Annotated in this window: 17 protein-coding genes; 12 read left to right on the forward strand and 5 right to left on the reverse strand. The window is 68.5% G+C overall.

All coding sequences use genetic code 11. The features are described 5' to 3' along the window. Positions 1-86: 86 nt before the first annotated feature. From PO605_RS16955 to sigJ, 5 genes are all read left to right on the forward strand, one after another. Positions 87-3,875, forward strand: a complete 3,789-nt coding sequence (locus PO605_RS16955) for a PAS domain S-box protein (RefSeq protein WP_160850961.1) — start codon at positions 87-89, stop codon at positions 3,873-3,875. Beyond that, positions 3,872-4,873, forward strand: coding sequence for an HD-GYP domain-containing protein (locus PO605_RS16960; protein ID WP_016447218.1), 1,002 nt, complete (start codon positions 3,872-3,874; stop codon positions 4,871-4,873). Before PO605_RS16955 ends, PO605_RS16960 begins: the two co-directional genes overlap by 4 nt. An 87-nt stretch (positions 4,874-4,960) precedes the next feature. Then, on the forward strand, positions 4,961-5,503 hold the full coding sequence (locus tag PO605_RS16965; RefSeq protein WP_043791589.1) for a GNAT family N-acetyltransferase: 543 nt from the start codon (positions 4,961-4,963) through the stop codon (positions 5,501-5,503). 112 nt (positions 5,504-5,615) lie between these two features. After that, positions 5,616-6,116 (forward strand): NUDIX hydrolase, encoded by a 501-nt coding sequence (locus PO605_RS16970; protein WP_017407282.1) that lies wholly within the window; start codon positions 5,616-5,618, stop codon positions 6,114-6,116. Between the two features lie 70 nt (positions 6,117-6,186). Next, the gene (sigJ, locus tag PO605_RS16975; RefSeq protein ID WP_047219249.1) at positions 6,187-7,110 is read left to right on the forward strand and encodes an RNA polymerase sigma factor SigJ; all 924 of its coding nucleotides are present in this window, start codon (positions 6,187-6,189) and stop codon (positions 7,108-7,110) included. On the opposite strand, the gene PO605_RS16980 is transcribed toward sigJ, so the two are convergent. The 3 genes from PO605_RS16980 to fur form a co-directional block, all read right to left on the reverse strand. Beyond that, on the reverse strand, positions 7,111-8,325 hold the full coding sequence (locus PO605_RS16980) for a DUF1501 domain-containing protein (RefSeq protein WP_017407283.1): 1,215 nt from the start codon (positions 8,323-8,325) through the stop codon (positions 7,111-7,113). A gap of 16 nt (positions 8,326-8,341) precedes the next feature. After that, positions 8,342-9,919 carry a DUF1800 domain-containing protein gene (locus PO605_RS16985; protein ID WP_047474549.1) on the reverse strand — a complete coding sequence of 526 codons (1,578 nt, stop codon included), beginning with the start codon at positions 9,917-9,919 and terminating at the stop codon, positions 8,342-8,344. Between the two features lie 143 nt (positions 9,920-10,062). Further along, positions 10,063-10,488: a ferric iron uptake transcriptional regulator gene (gene fur, locus PO605_RS16990; RefSeq protein ID WP_013804774.1), complete on the reverse strand. Its 426-nt coding sequence runs from the start codon at positions 10,486-10,488 to the stop codon at positions 10,063-10,065. A gap of 156 nt (positions 10,489-10,644) precedes the next feature. Here fur and PO605_RS16995 point away from each other — a divergent pair, with 156 nt between their 5' ends. The 4 genes from PO605_RS16995 (at position 10,645) to PO605_RS17010 (ending at position 13,420) form a co-directional block, all read left to right on the forward strand. Further along, positions 10,645-11,193 carry an outer membrane protein assembly factor BamE gene (locus PO605_RS16995; protein ID WP_016447212.1) on the forward strand — a complete coding sequence of 183 codons (549 nt, stop codon included), beginning with the start codon at positions 10,645-10,647 and terminating at the stop codon, positions 11,191-11,193. A 124-nt stretch (positions 11,194-11,317) separates the two neighbouring features. Next, a complete protein-coding gene (dapB, locus tag PO605_RS17000) occupies positions 11,318-12,154 on the forward strand; it encodes a 4-hydroxy-tetrahydrodipicolinate reductase (protein WP_017407286.1) in 837 nt (278 codons plus the stop codon). 30 nt (positions 12,155-12,184) lie between these two features. Then, positions 12,185-12,916 carry a MotA/TolQ/ExbB proton channel family protein gene (locus PO605_RS17005; RefSeq protein ID WP_047474548.1) on the forward strand — a complete coding sequence of 244 codons (732 nt, stop codon included), beginning with the start codon at positions 12,185-12,187 and terminating at the stop codon, positions 12,914-12,916. Between the two features lie 24 nt (positions 12,917-12,940). Further along, positions 12,941-13,420, forward strand: a complete 480-nt coding sequence (locus tag PO605_RS17010) for an ExbD/TolR family protein (RefSeq protein ID WP_016447209.1) — start codon at positions 12,941-12,943, stop codon at positions 13,418-13,420. A gap of 51 nt (positions 13,421-13,471) precedes the next feature. Here PO605_RS17010 and PO605_RS17015 read toward each other — a convergent pair whose 3' ends face one another. Then, positions 13,472-14,686: a mechanosensitive ion channel family protein gene (locus tag PO605_RS17015; protein ID WP_016447208.1), complete on the reverse strand. Its 1,215-nt coding sequence runs from the start codon at positions 14,684-14,686 to the stop codon at positions 13,472-13,474. A gap of 351 nt (positions 14,687-15,037) precedes the next feature. Between PO605_RS17015 and leuS the strand changes: the two genes are divergently transcribed. From leuS to holA, 3 genes are all read left to right on the forward strand, one after another. Then, complete coding sequence (gene leuS, locus PO605_RS17020; protein ID WP_047474547.1) at positions 15,038-17,773, forward strand: leucine--tRNA ligase; 2,736 nt, start codon at positions 15,038-15,040, stop codon at positions 17,771-17,773. Positions 17,774-17,930: 157 nt separating this feature from the next. Continuing rightward, positions 17,931-18,437: an LPS-assembly lipoprotein LptE gene (locus tag PO605_RS17025; RefSeq protein ID WP_016447206.1), complete on the forward strand. Its 507-nt coding sequence runs from the start codon at positions 17,931-17,933 to the stop codon at positions 18,435-18,437. Between the two features lie 5 nt (positions 18,438-18,442). Next, the gene (gene holA, locus PO605_RS17030; protein ID WP_016447205.1) at positions 18,443-19,495 is read left to right on the forward strand and encodes a DNA polymerase III subunit delta; all 1,053 of its coding nucleotides are present in this window, start codon (positions 18,443-18,445) and stop codon (positions 19,493-19,495) included. A gap of 12 nt (positions 19,496-19,507) precedes the next feature. Here the strand turns inward: holA and PO605_RS17035 are convergent, their stop codons facing one another. Further along, entirely contained in the window at positions 19,508-19,810 is a 303-nt protein-coding gene (locus PO605_RS17035) for a hypothetical protein (RefSeq protein WP_016447204.1), read from the reverse strand. Positions 19,811-19,870 lie beyond the last annotated feature (60 nt).

Genomic DNA, 19,870 nt, shown 5'->3' on the forward strand with positions numbered 1-19,870 from the left:
CAATCGAAAATGATCATCAAAGTTATAAAAACTATCGATGGCCGGCGGTTGCGTGCTGCGGCCTTGTGCCATGCCGGGGGCGCGCCATGAGCTGGGACCAGATTTTCGTGCTCGGCTGGGCGCCGCATCCGCAGTGGTTCCAGTGGCTGCATCCGGGCCTGGTGACGCTGTCGGTGCTGGTGGCCGTGGCCACGTCGGTGATGGCCATGCAGATTGCCGGGCTGGCGCGCGATGCCGCGTCGCCGCGCATACGCCGCGTGGGCGTGCTCACGGGCGCCTTCTGCCTGGGCGCGGGCATCTGGGCCATGCACTTCATCGGCATGCTGGCCTTCGTGCCCTGCACCTTTGGCGACTACGACCCCTGGATCACCACGCTGTCCATGCTGCCCAGCATGCTGGCGTCCTGGCTGGCGCTGACGCTGATGGTGCGGCCGCAGCTGTCCACGCAGGCGCTGGTGGGCGGCGGCGTGCTCATGGGGCTGGGCATTGGCTCCATGCACTACATCGGCATGGCGGCGGCCCAGACCTGGACCTCGATGCTCTACGACCCCTGGGGCGTGCTGCTGTCGGTGATCGTGGCGGCAGGCATGGCCATGCTGTCGCTGTGGGTGCGCTTCAGGCTGGGCAACACGGGCCGGCTGTGGCCCACGCTGGTGGCCGGCATCGTCATGGGCTTGGCCATTTCCTGCATGCACTATGCGGGCCTGTATGCACTGCGCCTCAAGCCCGAGATCGATGTGCTGGCGCAGGTGGAGTCGCCCACGCATGCGCTGCTGGTGTTCTCCATCGTCGGCATGGTGGTGCTGATCTTCGGTCTGGTGTTCGCGGTCAACATGACGCTGCGTTACCGCCAGATCTACCGCCAGGTGCAGCGCAGCGAATCGCGCCTGCGCGCCGTGGTGGAGACGGCAGTGGACGGCATCGTGATGATCAACGGGCGCGGCAGCATCGTGTCGTTCAACGGCGCGGCCGAGCGGCTGCTGGGCTGGACGGCGCAGGAGGTGGTGGGCCGCAGCGCCAGCCTGCTCATGCCCGCGTCGGGCTGCGATGGCGATGGCGGCTCGCTGCAAAAGCATCTGGCCACGGGCTTTGCGGGCCTGCTGGGCTCCAGCCGCGATATCAACGCCATGCACAAGGACGGCACGCAGATCGCCGTGCGCCTGGCCGTGGGCCGGGTGGCGATTGCCGGCGATCCGCTGTACGTGGGCTTTGTGACCGATATCCGCGAGCGCCGCCAGATGCTGCAGTCGCTGCGCCGCAGCGAGGAGCAGTACCGCACCCTGATCAACAACGTGCCCGGCACCACGTTCCGCTGCCTGTACGACGGCAAATGGACGCCGCTGCTGCTCAGCCGCTCCATCGAGGAGTTGACGGGCTGGACCGAGCAGGATTTCACCGATGGCCTCACGGGCTGGGACCGGCTCATCCACGCCGAGGACCGCGACCGGCTGGAGGCTGCGGTGGCGCATTCTCTGGCGCGGCGCCAGACCTACAACGCCGACTACCGCCTGCTGCACCGCGACGGCAGCACGCGCTGGGTGTCCGAGACCGGGCGCGGCGTCTTCAACGAACAGGACGAACTGACCTGGATCGACGGCGTGATCATGGATCAGACGGCGGCGCGCGCGCGCAATGCCGAGTTCGAGGGCACGGTGCGCGCCATCGACCTGTCGCTGGCCACCATCGAGTACGACCTGCGCGGCCATGTGCTGCGCGCCAACCGCAATTTCCTGGACCTGTTCGGCTACCGGCTCGACGAGGTCGCGGGCCGCCACCACGGCATGTTCTGCGAGCCCGGCTATGCGCATTCGCCCGAGCATGTGCAGTTCTGGCGCCGCCTGGCCGAGGGCGAGTTCCAGGCCGGCGAGTTCCTGCGCTGCGGGCACGAGGGGCGGCGCATCTGGGTGCAGGCCACCTACAACCCCATACGCGGTGCCGACGGCCGGCCCTACAAGATCGTCAAGCTGCTCACCGACATCAGCGCCCAGCGCAAGCTGGCCCAGGAGCTGGTGCTGGCCAAGGAGCATGCCGAAGCCGCGGCCGCCGCGCGCAGCACCTTCCTGGCCAACATGAGCCACGAGATCCGCACGCCCATGAACGCCATCATCGGCTTCACCGAGGCGTTGCGCGAAACCGCGCTGCAGCCCACGCAGGCGCGCTACCTGGACACGGTGCACTACGCGGCGCGCTCCATGCTGCGCCTGCTCAACGACATCCTGGACACGGCCAAGCTCGACAAGGGCGCGGTGGAGCTGGAGATAGAGGACTTCTCGGTGCGCGAGCTGTGCCAGCAGATCCTGGCATCGCTGCGCATCACGGCCGATCGCAAGGGCCTGGACCTGCGCCTGGACTACGACCCGCACACGCCGGCCGCGCTGCGCGGCGACGGCATGCGTGTGCAGCAGATCCTGGTGAACCTGCTGGGCAATGCCGTGAAGTTCACCGAACGCGGCCATGTGCTGCTGCGCGTGCGCTACGAGCAGGGCGTGCTCCAGCTCGATGTGCATGACACGGGCATAGGCATCGCGGCCGAGAAGATCCACCGCATCTTCGACCCCTTTGCCCAGGCCGACGCCTCGACCACGCGGCGTTTCGGCGGCACGGGCCTGGGCACGACCATCTCGCGCCAGCTGGCCGAACTCATGGGCGGCAGCATCCAGCTGCACAGCACGGTGGGCGTGGGCACGGTGTTCGAGGTGCGCCTGCCCCTGCCGGTCGGCGAGAGCCCGCTGTCCGAGCGCGGGGCGGCCAGCCGCGGCCTGCCGCCGCTGCACATCCTGGCCGTGGACGATGTGCCCGAGAACCTGGAGCTGCTGCAGATCAACTTCTCCAGCCAGAACCACCAGATGGTGCTGGCCCACGACGGTGCCGAGGCGCTGCGCTGCGTGCAGGCGCAGGAGCCGCCTTTCGACGTGGTGCTGATGGACCTGCAGATGCCGGGCATGGACGGCCTGGCGGCGGCGCGCGCCATCCGTGTCTGGGAGCGGCAGCTGCAGCGCCGGCCCGTGCCCATCGTCGCGCTGTCGGCCAGCGTGCTGGAGAAGGACCGCAGCGACGCCACCGCCGCCGGCATGGACGGCTTTGCCTCCAAGCCGCTGGACATGGCGCGGCTGCAGGCCGAGATCGCACGCCTGCTGTCGCTGCAGGTGGCGCTCAAGGAGGCCAGGCCGCCCGCGCCCGCCAGCGCCCAGCCGGGGCTGCCTGATGTCACGGTGGACTGGGCCTCGGGCATTGCGCTGTGGGGCCGGGTCGATCCGCTGGTGGCCGCCATTCGGCGTTTCCTCAACGAACAGCTGGACCTGGCCGACCGCCTGCGCCGTGCCCTGCAGCGCCCCGGACCCGAGGCCTTGATCGGCCTGGCGCACCGCGTGCGCGGCGCGGCCGGCAACCTGGGCCTGCAGGCCGTGTACCGGCTGGCATCGCGCCTGGAAAGCCTGGCGCAGGAGGGCGCCGGGCAGCCGCAGCTGCTTGCCCTCATCGACCAGCTGCACCAGGCGCTGGATGCCGTCGCGCGCGAGCTGCGCCAGCGCCACCCGGCCGCCATGCCGATGGCCGAGGCGCAGGGGGCGGCATCGGGCGAGGCGCCGGGCCAGGCGCAGGGCCATGCGTGGGCGCAGGCCGACGGCGATGCGGCGCCCCAGGCGGGCGCACCCGCCCTGCCTGCCGATGCCCGGCCCTGGCTGGAGCGCATCGTGGCCGCCTTGCACAGCGGGGAGCTGGACGGGCAGGCCATGCAGGCCCTCGTGCGCATGCTGACGGCCGAACAGCTTCAGCCGCTGCAGCAGGCACTGGATAATTTCGACTTCGAGCGCGCGCAGGAATGCGCCCAGCAGTTGCAGCAGCAACTGCCCTCGAACGATGGAGACAGAGCATGAATGCGCCCAATCTATTGGCAACGGACAAGCGCCCGCGCCTGCTGCTGGTCGATGACGACCCGACCAACCTGCATGTGCTGCGCCAGATCCTGGGCGAGGATTACCGGCTCTCGTTCGCCACGGACGGGCGCAAGGCTCTGCAGCTGGCCCAGCACCAGCCGGACCTGATCCTGCTGGACATCATGATGCCCGAGCTGGACGGCTACGCCGTGTGCCGCCAGCTCAAGGCGCAGGCCGACACGGCCCGCATCCCGGTGATCTTCATCACCGCCCTGTCGGACGGACAGGACGAGGCCCTGGGCTTTGCCTCGGGCGCGGTGGACTACATCGTCAAGCCCGTGCGCGCGCCCGTGGTGCGGGCGCGGGTGCGCAACCACCTGTCGCTGGTCAAGCTCGACGAGCTGCGCAGCACGCGGCTGCAGATCGTGCAGCGCCTGGGCCGCGCGGCCGAGTACCGCGACAACGAGACGGGCATGCACGTGATCCGCATGAGCCACTACGCAAAGACGTTGGCGCTGGCGGCCGGCTGCACCGACGAATGGGCGGACGACCTGCTCAACGCCGCGCCCATGCACGATGTGGGCAAGATCGGCATCCCCGATGCCATCCTGCTCAAGAACGGCCCGCTGACGGCCGAGGAATGGACGGTCATGCGCCGCCATCCGCAGATCGGCGCCGAGATCATCGGCGAGCACGATTCCCAGGTGCTGCAGATGGCCTACAGCATCGCGCTGACCCACCACGAGAAATGGGACGGCACGGGCTATCCGCAGGGCCTGGCGGGCGAGGACATCCCGCTGGCCTCGCGCATCGTGGCCGTGGCCGACGTGTTCGATGCCCTCACCACGGAACGCCCCTACAAGCACGCGTGGACGGTGGACGACGCCATGGATCACATAGAGCAGCAGGCCGGCGCCCACTTCGACCCGCGCCTGGTGCCGCTGTTCATCGGCCTGCGCCCGCAGCTGGAAGACATACGCGAGCGCTGGAAGGATTGACGGGAGACCGATTCCTGCAGGGTGCGCCGGGGCTTGGGCAATCGCTTACCCTGGGCGGCCTGTCTCCGGCACCTGCCTGTCCTGCCCATGTCTTGTTCGCCTTCTCCCTCCTCTTCCTTGCCTGCCGCTGACCGCTTCCATGTCCGCGCACTGACCGCCGCCGACCTGCCCGGTCTGCTGGACATCCAGCGGGCCTGCTATGGCGAGGACTATGCCGAGAGCGGCGAGGTCTTTGCGCGGCGCCTGGCCGGCACGGCCCATTGCTCGCTGGCACTGGAGCAGGACGGCCGTGTGCGCGCCTATCTCGCGGCCTACCGCAGCCTCATGGCCAAGATCACGCCGCTGCACGGTGACTTCGAGGCCGTCGAGCAGGCCGACACCCTGTACCTGCACGACATGGCCGTGCACCCCGAGGCCGCAGGCCAGGGCCTGGCCCGTGCGCTGCTGGCTCCGCTGTGGGAGCGGGCGCGCGCCGAGGGCCTGCGCCACACGGCCCTGGTGTCGGTGCAGGGCTCGCGCGGCTACTGGGAGCGCCATGGCTATGCCGTGCAGGCGTTGACCGACCCGCTGCAGCAGCAGCGCCTGGTGAGCTACGGCGACGGTGCGCTGTACATGGCCCGGCCGCTGTAGGGCGGTGCTACGGGGCGCTACAGGGTGCTACAGGGCGCCGTGTCGCGTGGTGGTCTGCAAGGCGCGGTGATGGGGTTTTTGGCCGGGGACGGGCCGGCCGCCTCTGGTCATAATGCGCGCCATGCCCGATCGCTGGAAACCCAATGTCACTGTGGCGGCCATCATTGAGCGCGATGGCCGTTTTCTGCTGGTGGAAGAAGACACGGCCGATGGCGTGCGCTACAACACCCCCGCCGGCCATCTCGACCCTGCCGAGTCGCCCATCACCGCCTGTGTGCGCGAGGTCGATGAGGAGACGGCGCACGACTTCGTGCCCACGGCCCTGGTCGGCGTCTACCTGAACCGCTTCGTGCGCACGCGCACCGGCTCCGACATCACCTATCTGCGCTTTGCCTTCACGGGCGAGCTGGGTGACTTCCGGGCCGGCCAGCCGCTGGACGACGGCATCATCCGCACGGTCTGGATGACGCTGGACGAACTCAAGGCCTGCACCGCCCAGCACCGCAGTCCGCTGGTGATGCAAAGCATAGAGGACTACCTGGCCGGCCGCCGCTACCCGCTGGAGCTGATCCACACCGATCCCAGCGTGCTGCAGGCTCCGCAGCCCCACTGAGTCACCAAGGCACCGAGCACCATGCCGGCCCTGTCTGTCACACAACGCCACGCTCCCGCGTCTTGATGGCATGCAGACCTCCTCCGCCACCGACGATCCCCTGGCCCTGTTCGAGCGCCACCGCCCGCGCCTGTTCGGCCTGGCCTACCGCATGCTCGGCCAGCGCGCCGATGCCGAGGACCTGGTCCAGGAGGCCTGGCTGCGCTGGCATGGCGCCGAGCGCGCCGGCATAGAGCAGCCCGAGGCCTGGCTGGTCTCCGTGACCACGCGCCTGGCCATAGACCGGCTGCGCCGCCTGCGCGCCGAGCGCGAGCACTACCAGGGCTTCTGGCTGCCCGAGCCCCTGGTCCAGCCCTGGGCCGAGGAGTCCGCACCCTCGGCCGAAGACCTGCTGGAGCGTGCCCACGACGTGTCCACGGCGCTGATGTTCGTGCTCGAGCAGCTCACGCCCGACGAGCGCGCCGCCTTTTTGCTGCGCGAGGTCTTCGATGCCGACTATGCCGAGGTTGCCCAGGCCCTGGGCCGCAGCGAGGCCGCCTGCCGCCAGCTCGTGCACCGCGCCCGCACCCATGTTCAGGCCGGCCGCCCGCGCTTTGCGGCGCCGCCCGAGGCCCATGCCGCGCTGCTGCAGCGCTTTGCGCAGGCCGTGCAGGGTGGGGACTTTGCGCAGATCCAGGCGCTGTTCGCGCCCGATGCCGAACTCATCAGCGACGGCGGCGGCAAGGTGCCCTCGTTCGGCCGCGTGCTGGAGACCGGCCGGCGCCTGGCCCTGCTGTACTTCGCCACCACGCGCCGCATGCGGCGCAACGGCCAGCGCCAGACCCTGCACCTGGCTCGCATCAACGGCCTGCCGGGCCTGCTGCGCTGCATCGACGGCGAGCTGGAATCCGTGCAGACGCTGCTGGTCGAAGACGGCCTGATCCGCCGCATCTACACGCTGCGCAATCCCGACAAGCTGTCCGGCGTGCCAGTGCCGCCGCAGGCGCTGCCGTAGTCAGACGAGTTGCAGGTCGCGGGGCGTCGCGCCTTCGAAGACACGCTGCAGCTGGGCCGGGCTCAGTCCATACATGCGCTGGAACAGGCCGCCCAGCACGGCGCGGTACTCGTTGAGCACGGGATGGTCGCGGTTCTGGAACAGGTTTTTCTGGTTGACCTCGACCTGCTCTCCCACGATGCGACCGCCCGCGCGCGCGGAAAGCCCGCCGCCCAGCAGCCAGTAGGTCGTGCCGTGGCCGTGGTCCGTGCCCTTGTTGCCGTTCTCGCGGAAGGTGCGGCCGAATTCGCTGATCACCACCACCACCGTATGGCGCCAGGCCTCGGGACCTATCTCCTGGGCAAAACCGGCCAGGCCCCGGCCCAGCTCGTCCAGCCGTCCGGCCAGCGCGCCTGTGGCGCCGCCCTGGGCCACATGCGTGTCCCAGCCGCCTACATCGACGAAGCCCAGGTCGAAGCGCTCGCGCATCAGGGCCGCCATGCGCTGCGCCACCAGCGCAAAGCCCCGCGCGCTGATGGCGTCGCGCCCGGCCTGGTCCATCTCTTCCTGCACGCTGCGCTGCACCGCATCGCGCACGGCAAAGCCCTCCTGCACGGCAGTGCCCAGGGCAGTGCCTGCGTACATGGCGGCAATGGCCTGGCTGCGTCTATCGTCCAGCCCGCCCTTGCCCACGGACGCCAGGGCCATGTTGGCGGACGGCAGGCTGCCACGCAGCAGTAGTGGCAACTGGGGCGTGAACGACATGGGCGACACCGGGCCCCGCCCGTCCTGCCCCAGCACCTGGGCCAGCCGGTTCAGAAAGCCCGACTGGTAGCTGCGGCGCCCGTCCAGGCCCTGGCCCAGTTCGATGGAGTCCTGTGTCTCGAAATGGCTGCGCGACAGGTCGTGCGTGCCTGCAAAGGGCACGAAGCAGGCCTGGCCGGCCTGGAACAGCGGATGGATGCTGTCCTCCAGCATCGGGTGCAGGCCCCAGCGGCCATCCAGCGCCAGCGCGCCGCCGGCCTCGCCGGGACGGGGGATGGCAATGCTGGGACGGGCCTCGTAGTAGAAGTCGCTGTGCGTGGGCACCAGCAGACTGTTGCAGTCATAGGCACCGCGCAGAAACACCAGCAGCAGGCGCGGCGTGGCTGGCTGGAGGGCGGCCGCCTGCAGCCGGCCCAGGTGGGCGGCAAAGGGCAGGGCCGATGCCATGGTCAGGAAGTGGCGTCGCTGCATGGAAAGTCTCCGGGGTTCAGCGGAACATCATCTCGGGTGCGGACAGGAAGTAGGTATTCCAGTCCGCCGGATTGCGGGCCTGGGCCAGTGCCGCCTGCGTGGCCTGGCTCCACTGGGGCAGGCGCTGGCGCACGCTGGCCCGTTCCGACAGCATGGGGTAGGGCGGCTTCTCCAGCGCCTCCTTGGGGTCGGCGCGAAACAGCACGGCGCTGCGCGTGGCGATCTGGCGCGCCACCTCGAAGCGTGCCGCCATCTGGCCCGAACTGGCCCAGTCGGACTGCATCTGCGGATAGCCGTCCGGCGTCTCATGCGCGTAGAGGTTCTGGCCCAGCCGGTTGATCCAGCCCAGCACGGGCGCCACGTCGGCCGCCACGCGCTGGTCCACCGACAGCCGCGTGGCGGCCAGCACGTAGTGCAGCGGATCGCGGAACTTGCGGCCAAAGCGCGCGGCCTCCGGATCGGTCAGCAGCGCTGCCACGGTGGCTGCGATGTCGCCCCGGCTGCGCGTGAAGGCCTGTGCCGTGCGCTGCACCAGGGCCGGCGGCGGATCGTCGGCAATGAAGAACACCGCCAGCTTGTGCGCGATGAACTGCGCCGTGGCCGGCGCGGCGACGATGCGGTCCAGCGCCTCCTGGACCTCGGCCATGCCGCGTGCGTTCAGGGGCTGGCCCAGGAAGGTCTTGGCTCCGTAGTCGTGCCGGTTGGGATTGAACTCGAAGAATCCCGAGCGCAGGTAGTCGCCCTGGCGCCCGGCGCGCATGCGCGGCGGCGGCGTGCCGGCCGGCTGCAGATTGATGCCCACGCCTGTCAGGATGCGCGCCATCTCCTGCACGTCGGCCTGGGTGTAGCCGCTGCCCACGCCCATGGTGTGCAGCTCCAGCAGCTCGCGCGCGTAGTTTTCGTTGATGCGGCCCGCCGCATTGCTGGCGTTGTCCAGGTAGCGCAGCATGGCCGGGTGGCGCAGCGAGGCCTCCAGCAGGCTGCGGAAACTGCCCAGCGCATACGGGCGTATGGCCTGCTCCTCGTAGTCGCCCACCCAGGCGCGGATATCGGCCTTGCGCAGGCTGACGCTGAAATGGTTCATCCAGAACCAGGTCATCTGCTCTTGCAGCTGTGCCGGCGAGTACAGCGCGCGGATCACGAAGCGCTTCTGGGCATCGCTGCCCAGCTGGTTCAGCGTGCGCTGGTAGGCCTGCTGCCGCGCGGCCTTTTCATCGGCCGATGCGGCTTCCTGCACGGCCTTGCGCTGGTCGCCCAGCTCCAGCAGCACCTGGTCCATGGGGCGCTGGCTGATACCCAGCTCATCAATGCGCTGCTGCGCCTGCGCAGGCAGCGGCTGAGGCCCCGGCTGCAGTTGCCGGGCCAGCCAGGCCTTGAGGCCCAGGCGCTGCAGCTGCGCATCCTCGCTGTCGGTGGCGCCCCAGGTGACGCGGTCCAGCCATTGCTGGCGCTGCGCGGCGGTGAGCGGTGCCTCGGCCACTCCCTGTAGCGCGGCCGCTGCGGACGACGGCGGGGCCTGCAAGGGCGCACAGCCTGTGGCCAGGACGATGGCGGAGAAAGTGAGAGCGATGGCGAACGGCGAAGTGCGGCGCATGGTGTCTCGGTGGGTAGGGGGCATCCATTGGACGCCAGCATCCTCCACCCATGTGCTTCGCCCTGTAAAGCGCCGGTAGCAAAAAGTAAAAGGCAAAAAAAAGCGGAGTGTGAAGCACTCCGCTTTTTCTGAGGGACCCTGCCTTATTTGCTGGGCCGGCTCGCGCATTCAGCGCACTGTCCGTACAGGGCCATCGAATGGTCCTGGATCACCCAGCCCTTGGCCTTGGCGATCAGGTTCTGGCGCTTTTCGATATCGGGATCGTAGAACTCCTCGACCTTGCCGCAGCTGGTGCAGACAAAGTGGTCGTGGTGCTGGCCTTCATTGAGCTCGTAGACGGCCTTGCCGCTCTCGAAATTGCTGCGGATGAGGATGCCTGCCTGCTCGAACTGCGTGAGCACGCGGTAGACCGTGGCCAGGCCGATGTCCGAACGCTCGTCCAGCAGCACGCGGAACACGTCTTCGGCCGTCATGTGGCGTTGCGCACCCGTCTGGAAGATCTCCAGGATCTTCAGGCGGGGCAGCGTGGCCTTCAGGCCGGTACTCTTGAGTTCGTCGATGTTCTTCATGTCTGGGTCTTTGGCAGAGACTGCCCGCTGGGCTGCCACCACGGCAGGTGCGGGACGGCGAACAAAATGGCCCTGGTGCCAGGGGCGTCGCATGATCGCAAGCCCCGGGGACCAGCCGCTACAATGATCCACGATCATATCCCTATGCTGATACCAATGCATGTTCAAGCCCGTTGCCGCGCCAGTGCGGCCCTGATGCTGTTGATCGGGGTGGCGCTGGCAGGCTGCAGCAGCCTCGATGGCGCCGCGCACCGAGTCGCCAATGTCGTCACTCCCTACAAGGTCGAGGTCGTCCAAGGCAACTTCGTCTCCCGCGAACAGGTCGAGGCCCTGCAGCCCGGCATGAGCCGCCAGCAGGTGCGTGACATCCTCGGCACGCCGCTGGTCACCAGCGTATTCCACGCCGACCGCTGGGAATATGTGTTCACCATCAAGCGTCCCGGCGTCGATTCCCAGGTGCGCAAGCTGACCGTCTTCTTCAACGGCGACCTGTTCGCCCGCTCCGAAGGCGACGAGATGCCCACCGAGGCCGAATTCGTCGCCAGCCTGGGCTCCAAGAAGAAGCTGGGCAAGATTCCTCAGCTGGAAGCCAGCGAGGAGCAACTGTCCAAGTTCCCCGCTGCCAAGCCGGTCGAAGAGCCCGTGGCCGCCGAGCCGCCGCCCGCGGCGGCCAGCTATCCGCCACTGGAGCCCGGCGCCCGCTGATATCGCCGCCCGCGCGCCGCAAGGCATGCGGGCGTTTTTCCGTGGATGGCGGCTGCCGCGGTGCCTGCCGTGCGCCCGGGCAGTCCACTTTCCACGCATTGAGCCTTTGCATCTCTTTCCCGACATGAACGCCACGACCGCCACTTCCTCCAGCAACAACCAGCGCCTGCGCGTGGCCGTGGCCGGCGCCTCCGGCCGCATGGGCCGCATGCTGATCGAGGCCATCGCGCAAAGCGATGACCTTGCGCTGACCGCCGCGCTGGACCGTCCCGACAGCCCTGCGCTGGGCACCGATCCCTCGGCCTTCCTGGGCCTGGCCAGCGGCATCGTCATCGAAAGCGATGTGCGCGCCGCGCTGTCCAAGGCCGACTGCCTGATCGACTTCACGCGCCCCGAGGGCACGTTGGAGCACCTGGCCATCTGCGCCGAACTGGGCGTCAGGCTGGTCATCGGCACCACGGGCTTCAGCGACGAGCAAAAGGCCCGCATCGCCGAGTACGCCCAGCGCACGGCCGTGGTGCTGTCGCCCAACATGAGCGTGGGCGTGAACGTGACCTTCAAGCTGCTGGAGATGGCGGCCAAGGCCCTGTCCAGCGGCTACGACATCGAGATCGTCGAGGCCCACCACCGCCACAAGGTGGATGCGCCTTCGGGCACCGCCCTCAAGATGGGCGAGGTCATCGCCGAAGCCCAGGGCACGAAGCTGGCCGACCGCGCCGTCTACGAGCGCTTCGGCCACACCGGTGCGCGCGAGGACAACACCATCGGCTTTGCCACCGTGCGCGGTGGCGACATCATCGGCGACCACACGGTGCTGTTTGCGGGCACGGGCGAGCGCATCGAGATCTCGCACAAGTCCAGCAGCCGTGCCGGCTATGCCCAGGGCAGCCTGCGTGCCGCGCGCTTCCTGGCGGGCAAGACCAGCGGCCAGTACGACATGTACGCCGTATTGGGCCTGTGACGAGGCTCGCAGCACGGGCAAGGTAAGACCATGAGCGGTCCACTCTGGCTCTGGTGGCAGCAAGGCGATGCCGTCGCGCGCGGCACGGCGCTGCTGCTGCTGGCGCTGTCGGTGGCCAGCTGGGTGGTCATCGTCTGGAAGGTCTGGTTCATGGCCGCCAGCCGGCGCCGCGTTCCCCAGGCCATTGCGGCCTTCTGGAGCGCGCCGGACCTGGCCTCGGGCCAGGCCCGCATGGGCGAGGGGGATCGCCAGCAACTGGTGGCACCCATGGCCGAGGCCGTGACACAGGCGCTGGCGCCCATGGGCAGCGGCCTGGCGCTTGCGGGACGCGCGGCGCATTCCGTCCGCCTGACGCGGGGGCTTCGCCAGGCGCTGCAATCGGCCAGCCACCAGCTGCAATGGGGCCAGACCCTGTTGGCCACGGTGGGCGCCACGGCACCTTTTGTCGGCCTGCTGGGCACCGTCTGGGGCATTCACCACGCGCTGGCCACGCTGGCGGGCAGCGGGCAGATCGGCATCGAACAACTGGCCGGCCCGGTGGGCGAGGCCCTGGTGATGACGGCGGCCGGACTGGCCGTGGCCCTGCCGGCCGTGCTGGCCTACAACCTGCTGGGCCGGGCCGCGGCCCAGATGGAGGCCATGCTGGAAGGCTTTGCCCATGACCTGCAGGCCCTGTTCGGCACCCAGCCGGCCGAGCAGGCGCCGCACGATGACGGCATGGCCGTCGCCGGCCTGCCGGCCGGCCCCATGGAAGCGCCCTGACGGGGCGGCTCGCCAGGAGCACACATGGCCTTTGGACGACTGAGCGGCAAGGAAAGCTCCTCCCAGCCCATGCACGCCATCAACGTCACCCCGCTGGTGGATGTGATGCTGGTGCTCGTCGTCATCTTCATCCTCGCGGCACCCATGCTGGCCGCCTCGCTGCGCGTGCAATTGCCCCAGGCCCAGGGCACCCAGCCCATGGCCGCCGCGGGCGAGGACGATGCGCTGCTGCTGGAGGTCGATGCGAAGGGTGCGCTCTGGATGCAGGGCCAGCCCGCCACGGCGGATGCGCTGCGTGAGCGCCTCGCTCAGCTCGGCGCGCGCAACCCCCAGGCAGAACTGCAACTGCGTGCCGACCAGGCCGTGCCCTATGGCCGTGTGGCCGAACTCATGGGCTGGGCCCACGCGGCAGGGCTGACGCGCATAGGCTTCGTGGCCGAGCCGGCGCGAAACCAGGATGGAAAACCCGCAGCCGTCCTGGGTCCCACCGGCGCCGGGCGCTGAAGCGATCAGGCGCTCAAGCGCTCAAGCGCCGCCGGGCCTGTGCCCGCGAACCTAGTCCTGTCCTTCGGGCCAGCGCTCGTTGCCCGCCAGCCGCAGATGCTGGCCATGGTCCGAGGAACGCTGGTACAGACTGAGCCCGAACAGCGGCAGCATGCCGATCAGGTGATCGAAGATCGCGCCCTGTATGGCCTCGTACTCCACCCAGACCGTGGTGCTGGTGTAGCAAAACAGCTCCAGCGGCACGCCCATGGGCGAAGGCTCCATGGTGCGCACCAGCAGGAACATGTTCGGCGTCTTGTGGATGTGCGGATGGCGCAGCAGGTAGGCGTATGCATAGGCCTTGAACGCGGCCAGATTGCTCAGATGCTGCGCTGCCATCTCGCTGCCCGCCGGCGCATCGGCCATGCGCAGGCCGCCATCACTGCTCCAATAGTCCTTGAGGGGCTCGAGCAATGACAATTTCTGCCGCTGCTCTGCCGTCAGCAGGCGGATGGTGTGGGCGTCTATGTGCAGCGAGCGGCGGATGCGGCGCCCGCCCGACTCGAACATGCCGCGCCAGTTCTTGTAGCTGTCGCTCATCAGCCGCCAGGTCGGAATGGTGGTGATGGTCTTGTCCCAGTTCTGCACCTTGACCGTGTGCAGCGCGATGTCGATCACGAAGCCGTCGGCGCCGACCTGGGGCATCTCGATCCAGTCGCCCACGCGCAGCATGTCGTTGGAGCCCAGCTGCACGCCGGCCACGAAGGACATGATGGTGTCCTTGAAGATCAGCATCAGCACGGCCGAGGCCGCGCCCAGGCCGGACAGCAGCAGCAGCGGCGAGCGGTCCACCAGGGTGGCGACGATGAGCACGATGGCGATCAGGAACACCAGCAGCTTGCCCAGCTGCACATAGCTCTTGATCGAGTGCGCCTGCGTGGCCTTGCGCTCTTCCTTGAGGTCGTGCGCCTCGTTCATGGCATTGAGCAGGGCGCTGATCACGCGGGCCACGTGGTAGATGGTGCAGGCGATGGCCAGGTTCAGGATCAGGGTGGCCCACTGCGGCTGCAGCTGCGGTATGGCCTGCACGCCGGACTGCATGACCAGCGAAGGCACGGCCTTGGCCAGCCGCTGCAGCACGCTGTCGTGCAGCAGCACCTGGGCCCACTCCATCTCCACCAGCGTGCTGCGCATGCGCGGCAGCACGCGCAACAGCAGCCATTGCACGACAAAACCCGCGGAGCGGGCCAGCAGCACCAGCGCGCACAGCGCAGCCAGGGCCTGCATGACGGGATCCCAGCCGGAAATCAAAGACCAGTTCAGCAAGAGAAAACTCCAGGGCGCGGAAAAACCTGCCGCGCGATGGCGGCATGCCCGGGGTGTCCGTATCCGTTCCTGCGCAAGTCCGGGCTGGCGATGGCGGAACGTCTGCGGCGCACTGCCACAGAGGGTGCCAAGCATACGCAGCGCGGCTTTTCCCCGCGCGGCGGCCGGGCAACCGGGTGCCGATGGCGCAGTACCGCCTGCGGGCTTGTGGGCTGCTTGCGGCACCGGCGGGCCGGGGCCCTAAAATCGTCGGTTGATTCCGGCCATCCGGCTCGTCCGGCCACCTTGTCCGGCCCTTGGGGCCGCAGCACCATGCAAGAGAAATACAACCACATCGACGTTGAGCGCGCAGCGCAAGACCACTGGTCCGCCCGCGACGCCTACCGCGTGACCGAAGACCAGGCCAAGCCCAAGTTCTACGCCTGCTCCATGCTGCCCTACCCCAGCGGCAAGCTGCACATGGGCCATGTGCGCAACTACACCATCAACGACATGCTGGCGCGCCAGCTGCGCATGAAGGGCTACAACGTCCTCATGCCCATGGGCTGGGATGCCTTCGGCCTGCCGGCCGAGAACGCGGCGCTCAAGAACAAGGTGCCGCCTGCGCAGTGGACCTACGACAACATCGCCTACATGAAAAAGCAGATGCAGGCGATGGGTCTGGCCATCGACTGGAGCCGCGAAGTGGCCACCTGCGATCCCGACTACTACAAGTGGAACCAGTGGCTGTTCCTGCAGATGCTGGAAAAGGGCATTGCCTACCGCAAGACCCAGATCGTGAACTGGGACCCAGTGGACCAGACCGTGCTGGCCAACGAGCAGGTCATCGACGGCCGCGGCTGGCGCACGGGCGCGCCGGTCGAAAAGCGCGAAATCCCCGGCTACTACCTGAAGATCACCGACTACGCCCAGGAGCTGCTGGACCATGTCCAGGTGGGCGGCGACAAGGCCACGCTGACCGGCTGGCCTGAAAAAGTGCGCCTGATGCAGGAAAACTGGATCGGCAAGAGCGCGGGCGTGCGCTTTGCGTTCACCCACGACATCCGTGGCGCCGACGGCCAGCCCATCCAGGACGGGCGCCTGTATGTGTTCACCACGCGCGCCGACACCATCATGGGCGTGACCTTCTGCGCCGTGGCGCCCGAGCACCCGCTGGCCCAGCATGCCGCGGCATCGCAGCCCAAGCTCGCGGCCTTCATCGAAGAATGCAAGAAGGGCGGCACCACCGAGGCCGAACTCGCGCTCAAGGAAAAGGAAGGACTGCCCACGGGCCTGTTCGTCACCCATCCGCTGACGGGTGCCCAGGTCGAGGTCTGGGTCGGCAACTACGTGCTCATGAGCTACGGCGACGGCGCCGTCATGGGCGTGCCCGCGCATGACGAGCGCGACTTCGCCTTTGCGAAGAAGTACGGCATCGCCATCCGCCAGGTCATCGCGGTCGAAGGCGAGACCTTCAGCACCGAGGCATGGGCCGACTGGTACGGCGACAAGCAGCGCGCTGTCTGCATCGAATCCGGCGAACTCGACGGCCTGCCCCATGTGGCGGCCGTGGACAAGGTGGCCGAACTGCTGGCCGCCAAGGGCCTTGGCGAGAAGAAAACCACCTGGCGCCTGCGCGACTGGGGCGTGAGCCGCCAGCGCTACTGGGGCACGCCGATTCCCATCATCCACTGCGAGGACTGCGGCGCCCAGCCCGTGCCTGCCAAGGACCTGCCCGTGGTCCTGCCCCAGGACCTGGTGCCCGATGGCTCGGGCAACCCCCTGGTCAAGAGCGAAGCCTTCCACGCCGGCGTGGTCTGCCCCTGCTGCGGCAAGAGCGCGCGCCGCGAGACCGACACCATGGACACCTTCGTGGACTCGTCCTGGTACTTCATGCGCTATTGCGACGCCAGGAACAGCGAGCAGATGGTGGGCAAGGGCACGGACTACTGGATGCGGGACCAGCATGCCGCCACCGGCGGCAGCGGCATGGACCAGTACATCGGCGGCATCGAGCACGCCATCCTGCACCTGCTGTACGCGCGCTTCTGGACCAAGGTCATGCGCGACCTGGGCCTGGTCAAGGTCGATGAGCCCTTCACCAAGCTGCTGACCCAGGGCATGGTGCTCAACCACATCTACAGCCGCCGCACGGCCAAGGGTGCCAAGGAGTACTTCTGGCCCAAGGATGTCGAGCATGTGTTCGACGAGACCGGCAAGATCGTGGGCGCCAGGCTCAAGGCCGAGGTGGACAGCGCCGACGGCCTGCTGCCCGTGGGCACGGACATCGACTACGAGGGCGTGGGCACCATGTCCAAGTCCAAGAACAACGGCATCGATCCGCAGGAGCTGATCGAGAAGTACGGCGCCGACACCGCGCGCCTGTACACCATGTTCACCGCGCCGCCCGAGCTGACGCTGGAGTGGAACGATGCCGCCGTCGAAGGCAGCTACCGCTTCCTGCGCCGCGTCTACAACTTCGGCGCCAAACTGTCGCAGATGGACATGGCCGGCGCCGTGCAGAGCGTGGCCGGCGCCAAGTCGCTGGACGACGTGGCATTCGGCAAGGCCGCCAAGGCGCTGCGCCTGGAGATCCACACCGTGCTCAAGCAGGTGGAGTACGACTACCAGCGCATGCAGTACAACACCGTGGTCTCGGGCGCCATGAAGATGATCAACGCGCTGGAGGACTTCAAGTCCCACGACGACGCGGGCGCCCAGGTGGCGCTGATCGAAGGCTTCGGCATCCTGCTGCGCGTGCTCTACCCGGCAACGCCCCACCTGGCCCATGTGCTGTGGAGCGAACTGGGCTACGCCGCCCACCTGGGCGATGTGCTGGACGCGCCCTGGCCCCAGGTCGATCCCCTGGCCCTGGTGCAGGACGAGATCTCTCTGGTGCTGCAGGTCAATGGCAAGCTGCGCGGGGCCATCCTCGTGTCCTCGACGGCCGACAAGGCCGAGATCGAGCGCATTGCCCTGGCCAACGAGGAATGCCAGAAGTTCACCAATGGCGCGGCGCCCAAGAAGGTGATCGTGGTGCCGGGCCGCCTGGTCAACGTCGTGGTCTAGGCCATGGCATGCCCCCTGAGGCGCTGCGCGCCTTCCCCCTCTCGCTTCGCGGGGGGGACGACACCCTCGCTGCGGGGCGGCCCTTGCTCGGTGTCCCTCGCTTTGGGCGCGACCGTTGCAAGGGCTGTGAGTGGCGCAAGCGCCTTGGAGAACTGATATGCAAAAACGTACCCTGCTCACCGCCCTGGCCCTGGCTCCGCTGCTGGGGGCCTGCGGCTTTCGCCTGCGGGGGGTGCCGACCTTCGTTTTCCGCTCGCTCTACATCCAGGCGGGCCGGGGCTCTCCGGTGGCGCGGGAGCTGTCGCGCAACCTGGCCAGTGCCAGCGACAAGCTGACCGTGCTGCGCGATCCGGCATCGCCCGACGATGCGGATGCGATCTTCCAGATCATCAGCGAGCGGCAGGAGCGGGTCATCGTCGGCATGAACGCGCTGGGCCAGGTGCGCGAGCTGCAGCTGCGCCTGCGCGTGCGCTTCAAGCTGCGCACGCCCAATGGAGACGAGCCGATCCCCGAGACCGAGATCCTGCAGCAGCGCGACGTGACGTACAACGAAACCAATGCGCTGTCCAAGGAGGCCGAGGAGGCCATGCTCTACAAGGACATGCGTACCGACATCGTCCAGCAGTTGCTGCGCCGCCTGTCGGCCGTCAAGAGCCTGACCTGAGCCCCATGCAGCTTGCCCTGAACCAGCTCGGCGGCCATCTGGCCAAGGGATTGCGCTCGCTCTACGTGCTGCACGGCGACGAGCCGCTGCAGCAGCAGGAGGCTGCCGACGCCATCCGTGCCGCCGCGCGCGCCGCGGGCTACACCGAGCGCAGCAGCTACACCGTGGCCGGCGCCCATTTCGACTGGAGTGCCGTGCTGGCGGCCGGTGGTTCGCTGTCGCTGTTTGCCGATCGGCAGATCATCGAGATCCGCATTCCCTCGGGCAAGCCCGGCAAGGACGGCGGCGCCGCGCTGCAGCAGATCGCCGAGGCGGCGCGCGGCAATGACAGCACGCTCACCCTGGTCATGCTGCCGCGCCTGGACAAGGCCACCAGGACCGGCGCCTGGTTCAGCGCGCTGGAAGCCCAGGGCATGACGCTGCAGATCGATCCCATAGAGCGCGGCCAGCTGCCGGCCTGGATTGCCCAGCGCCTGGCAGCCCAGGGCCAGCGCGTGGCCCCCGGCGAGGAAGGCCAGCGCACGCTGCAGTTCTTTGCCGACCGCGTCGAGGGCAACCTGCTGGCCGCACACCAGGAGATCCAGAAACTGGCCCTGCTGCACCCCGCCGGCGAGCTGAGCCAGGCGCAGGTGGAGCAGGCAGTGCTCAATGTGGCGCGCTACGACGTGTTCAAGCTGTCCGAGGCCGTGCTGTCCGGCCAGTTGGCGCGCGTCTCGCGCATGCTCGACGGCCTGCAGGCCGAGGGCACGGCCGAGGTGCTGGTGCATTGGACCCTGGCCGAGGACATCCGCTCCATCTGCCGCGTCAAGGACGCCATGGCCGCAGGTCAGCCCCTGCCCATGGCCCTGCGCGCCCAGCGCGTCTGGGGCGTCAAGGAGCGTTTGTTCGAGCGCCTGCTGCCGCGCATCACCGACGCCCAGGCCGCGCGCCTGCTGCAATCGGCCCACGCGGTGGACGGCATCGTCAAGGGCCTGGCCTTCGAGGGCTGGCCCCGCGACGGCTGGCAAGCCCTGCGCCGCCTGGCCATGGACCTGGCCCAGGCCGGCGCCAAGGGCTGACGTACCCCGTTCCTAGCTCGTCTTTTCCAGCTGCGCCTGGGCCTTGGTGGCCCAGGTCTCGAGGTTGTCCAGCAGGTCCTTCTGGCTGAAGGAGCAGCTTTCCTCGCTGAACAGCGCGCTGGACTCCAATCGGTCCAGCAGATTGAGCAGCACTTCGCCGTAGCGCGGCGGCAGGGCCTGCAGCAACTCCGAGGAAGCCCTGGCCTGCTGCCCGAGCACGGCGGCCGGCAGCTGCTGCTGTGCCAGTTGGGCGAAGCCCGCGCGCAACTGTGCGAGTTGCTGGGCGGCGAGAAGAGTGTCGTGGCTGGTGGACATGGCGGGAAAACCTCTGCGTACTGGGCAGCAGTGTAGGGTGGCCGCGACATCCTGCCGGCC

The sequence above is a fragment of the Delftia sp. DT-2 genome, assembly GCF_028401915.1.
Lineage (GTDB): Bacteria > Pseudomonadota > Gammaproteobacteria > Burkholderiales > Burkholderiaceae_C > Comamonas > Comamonas tsuruhatensis.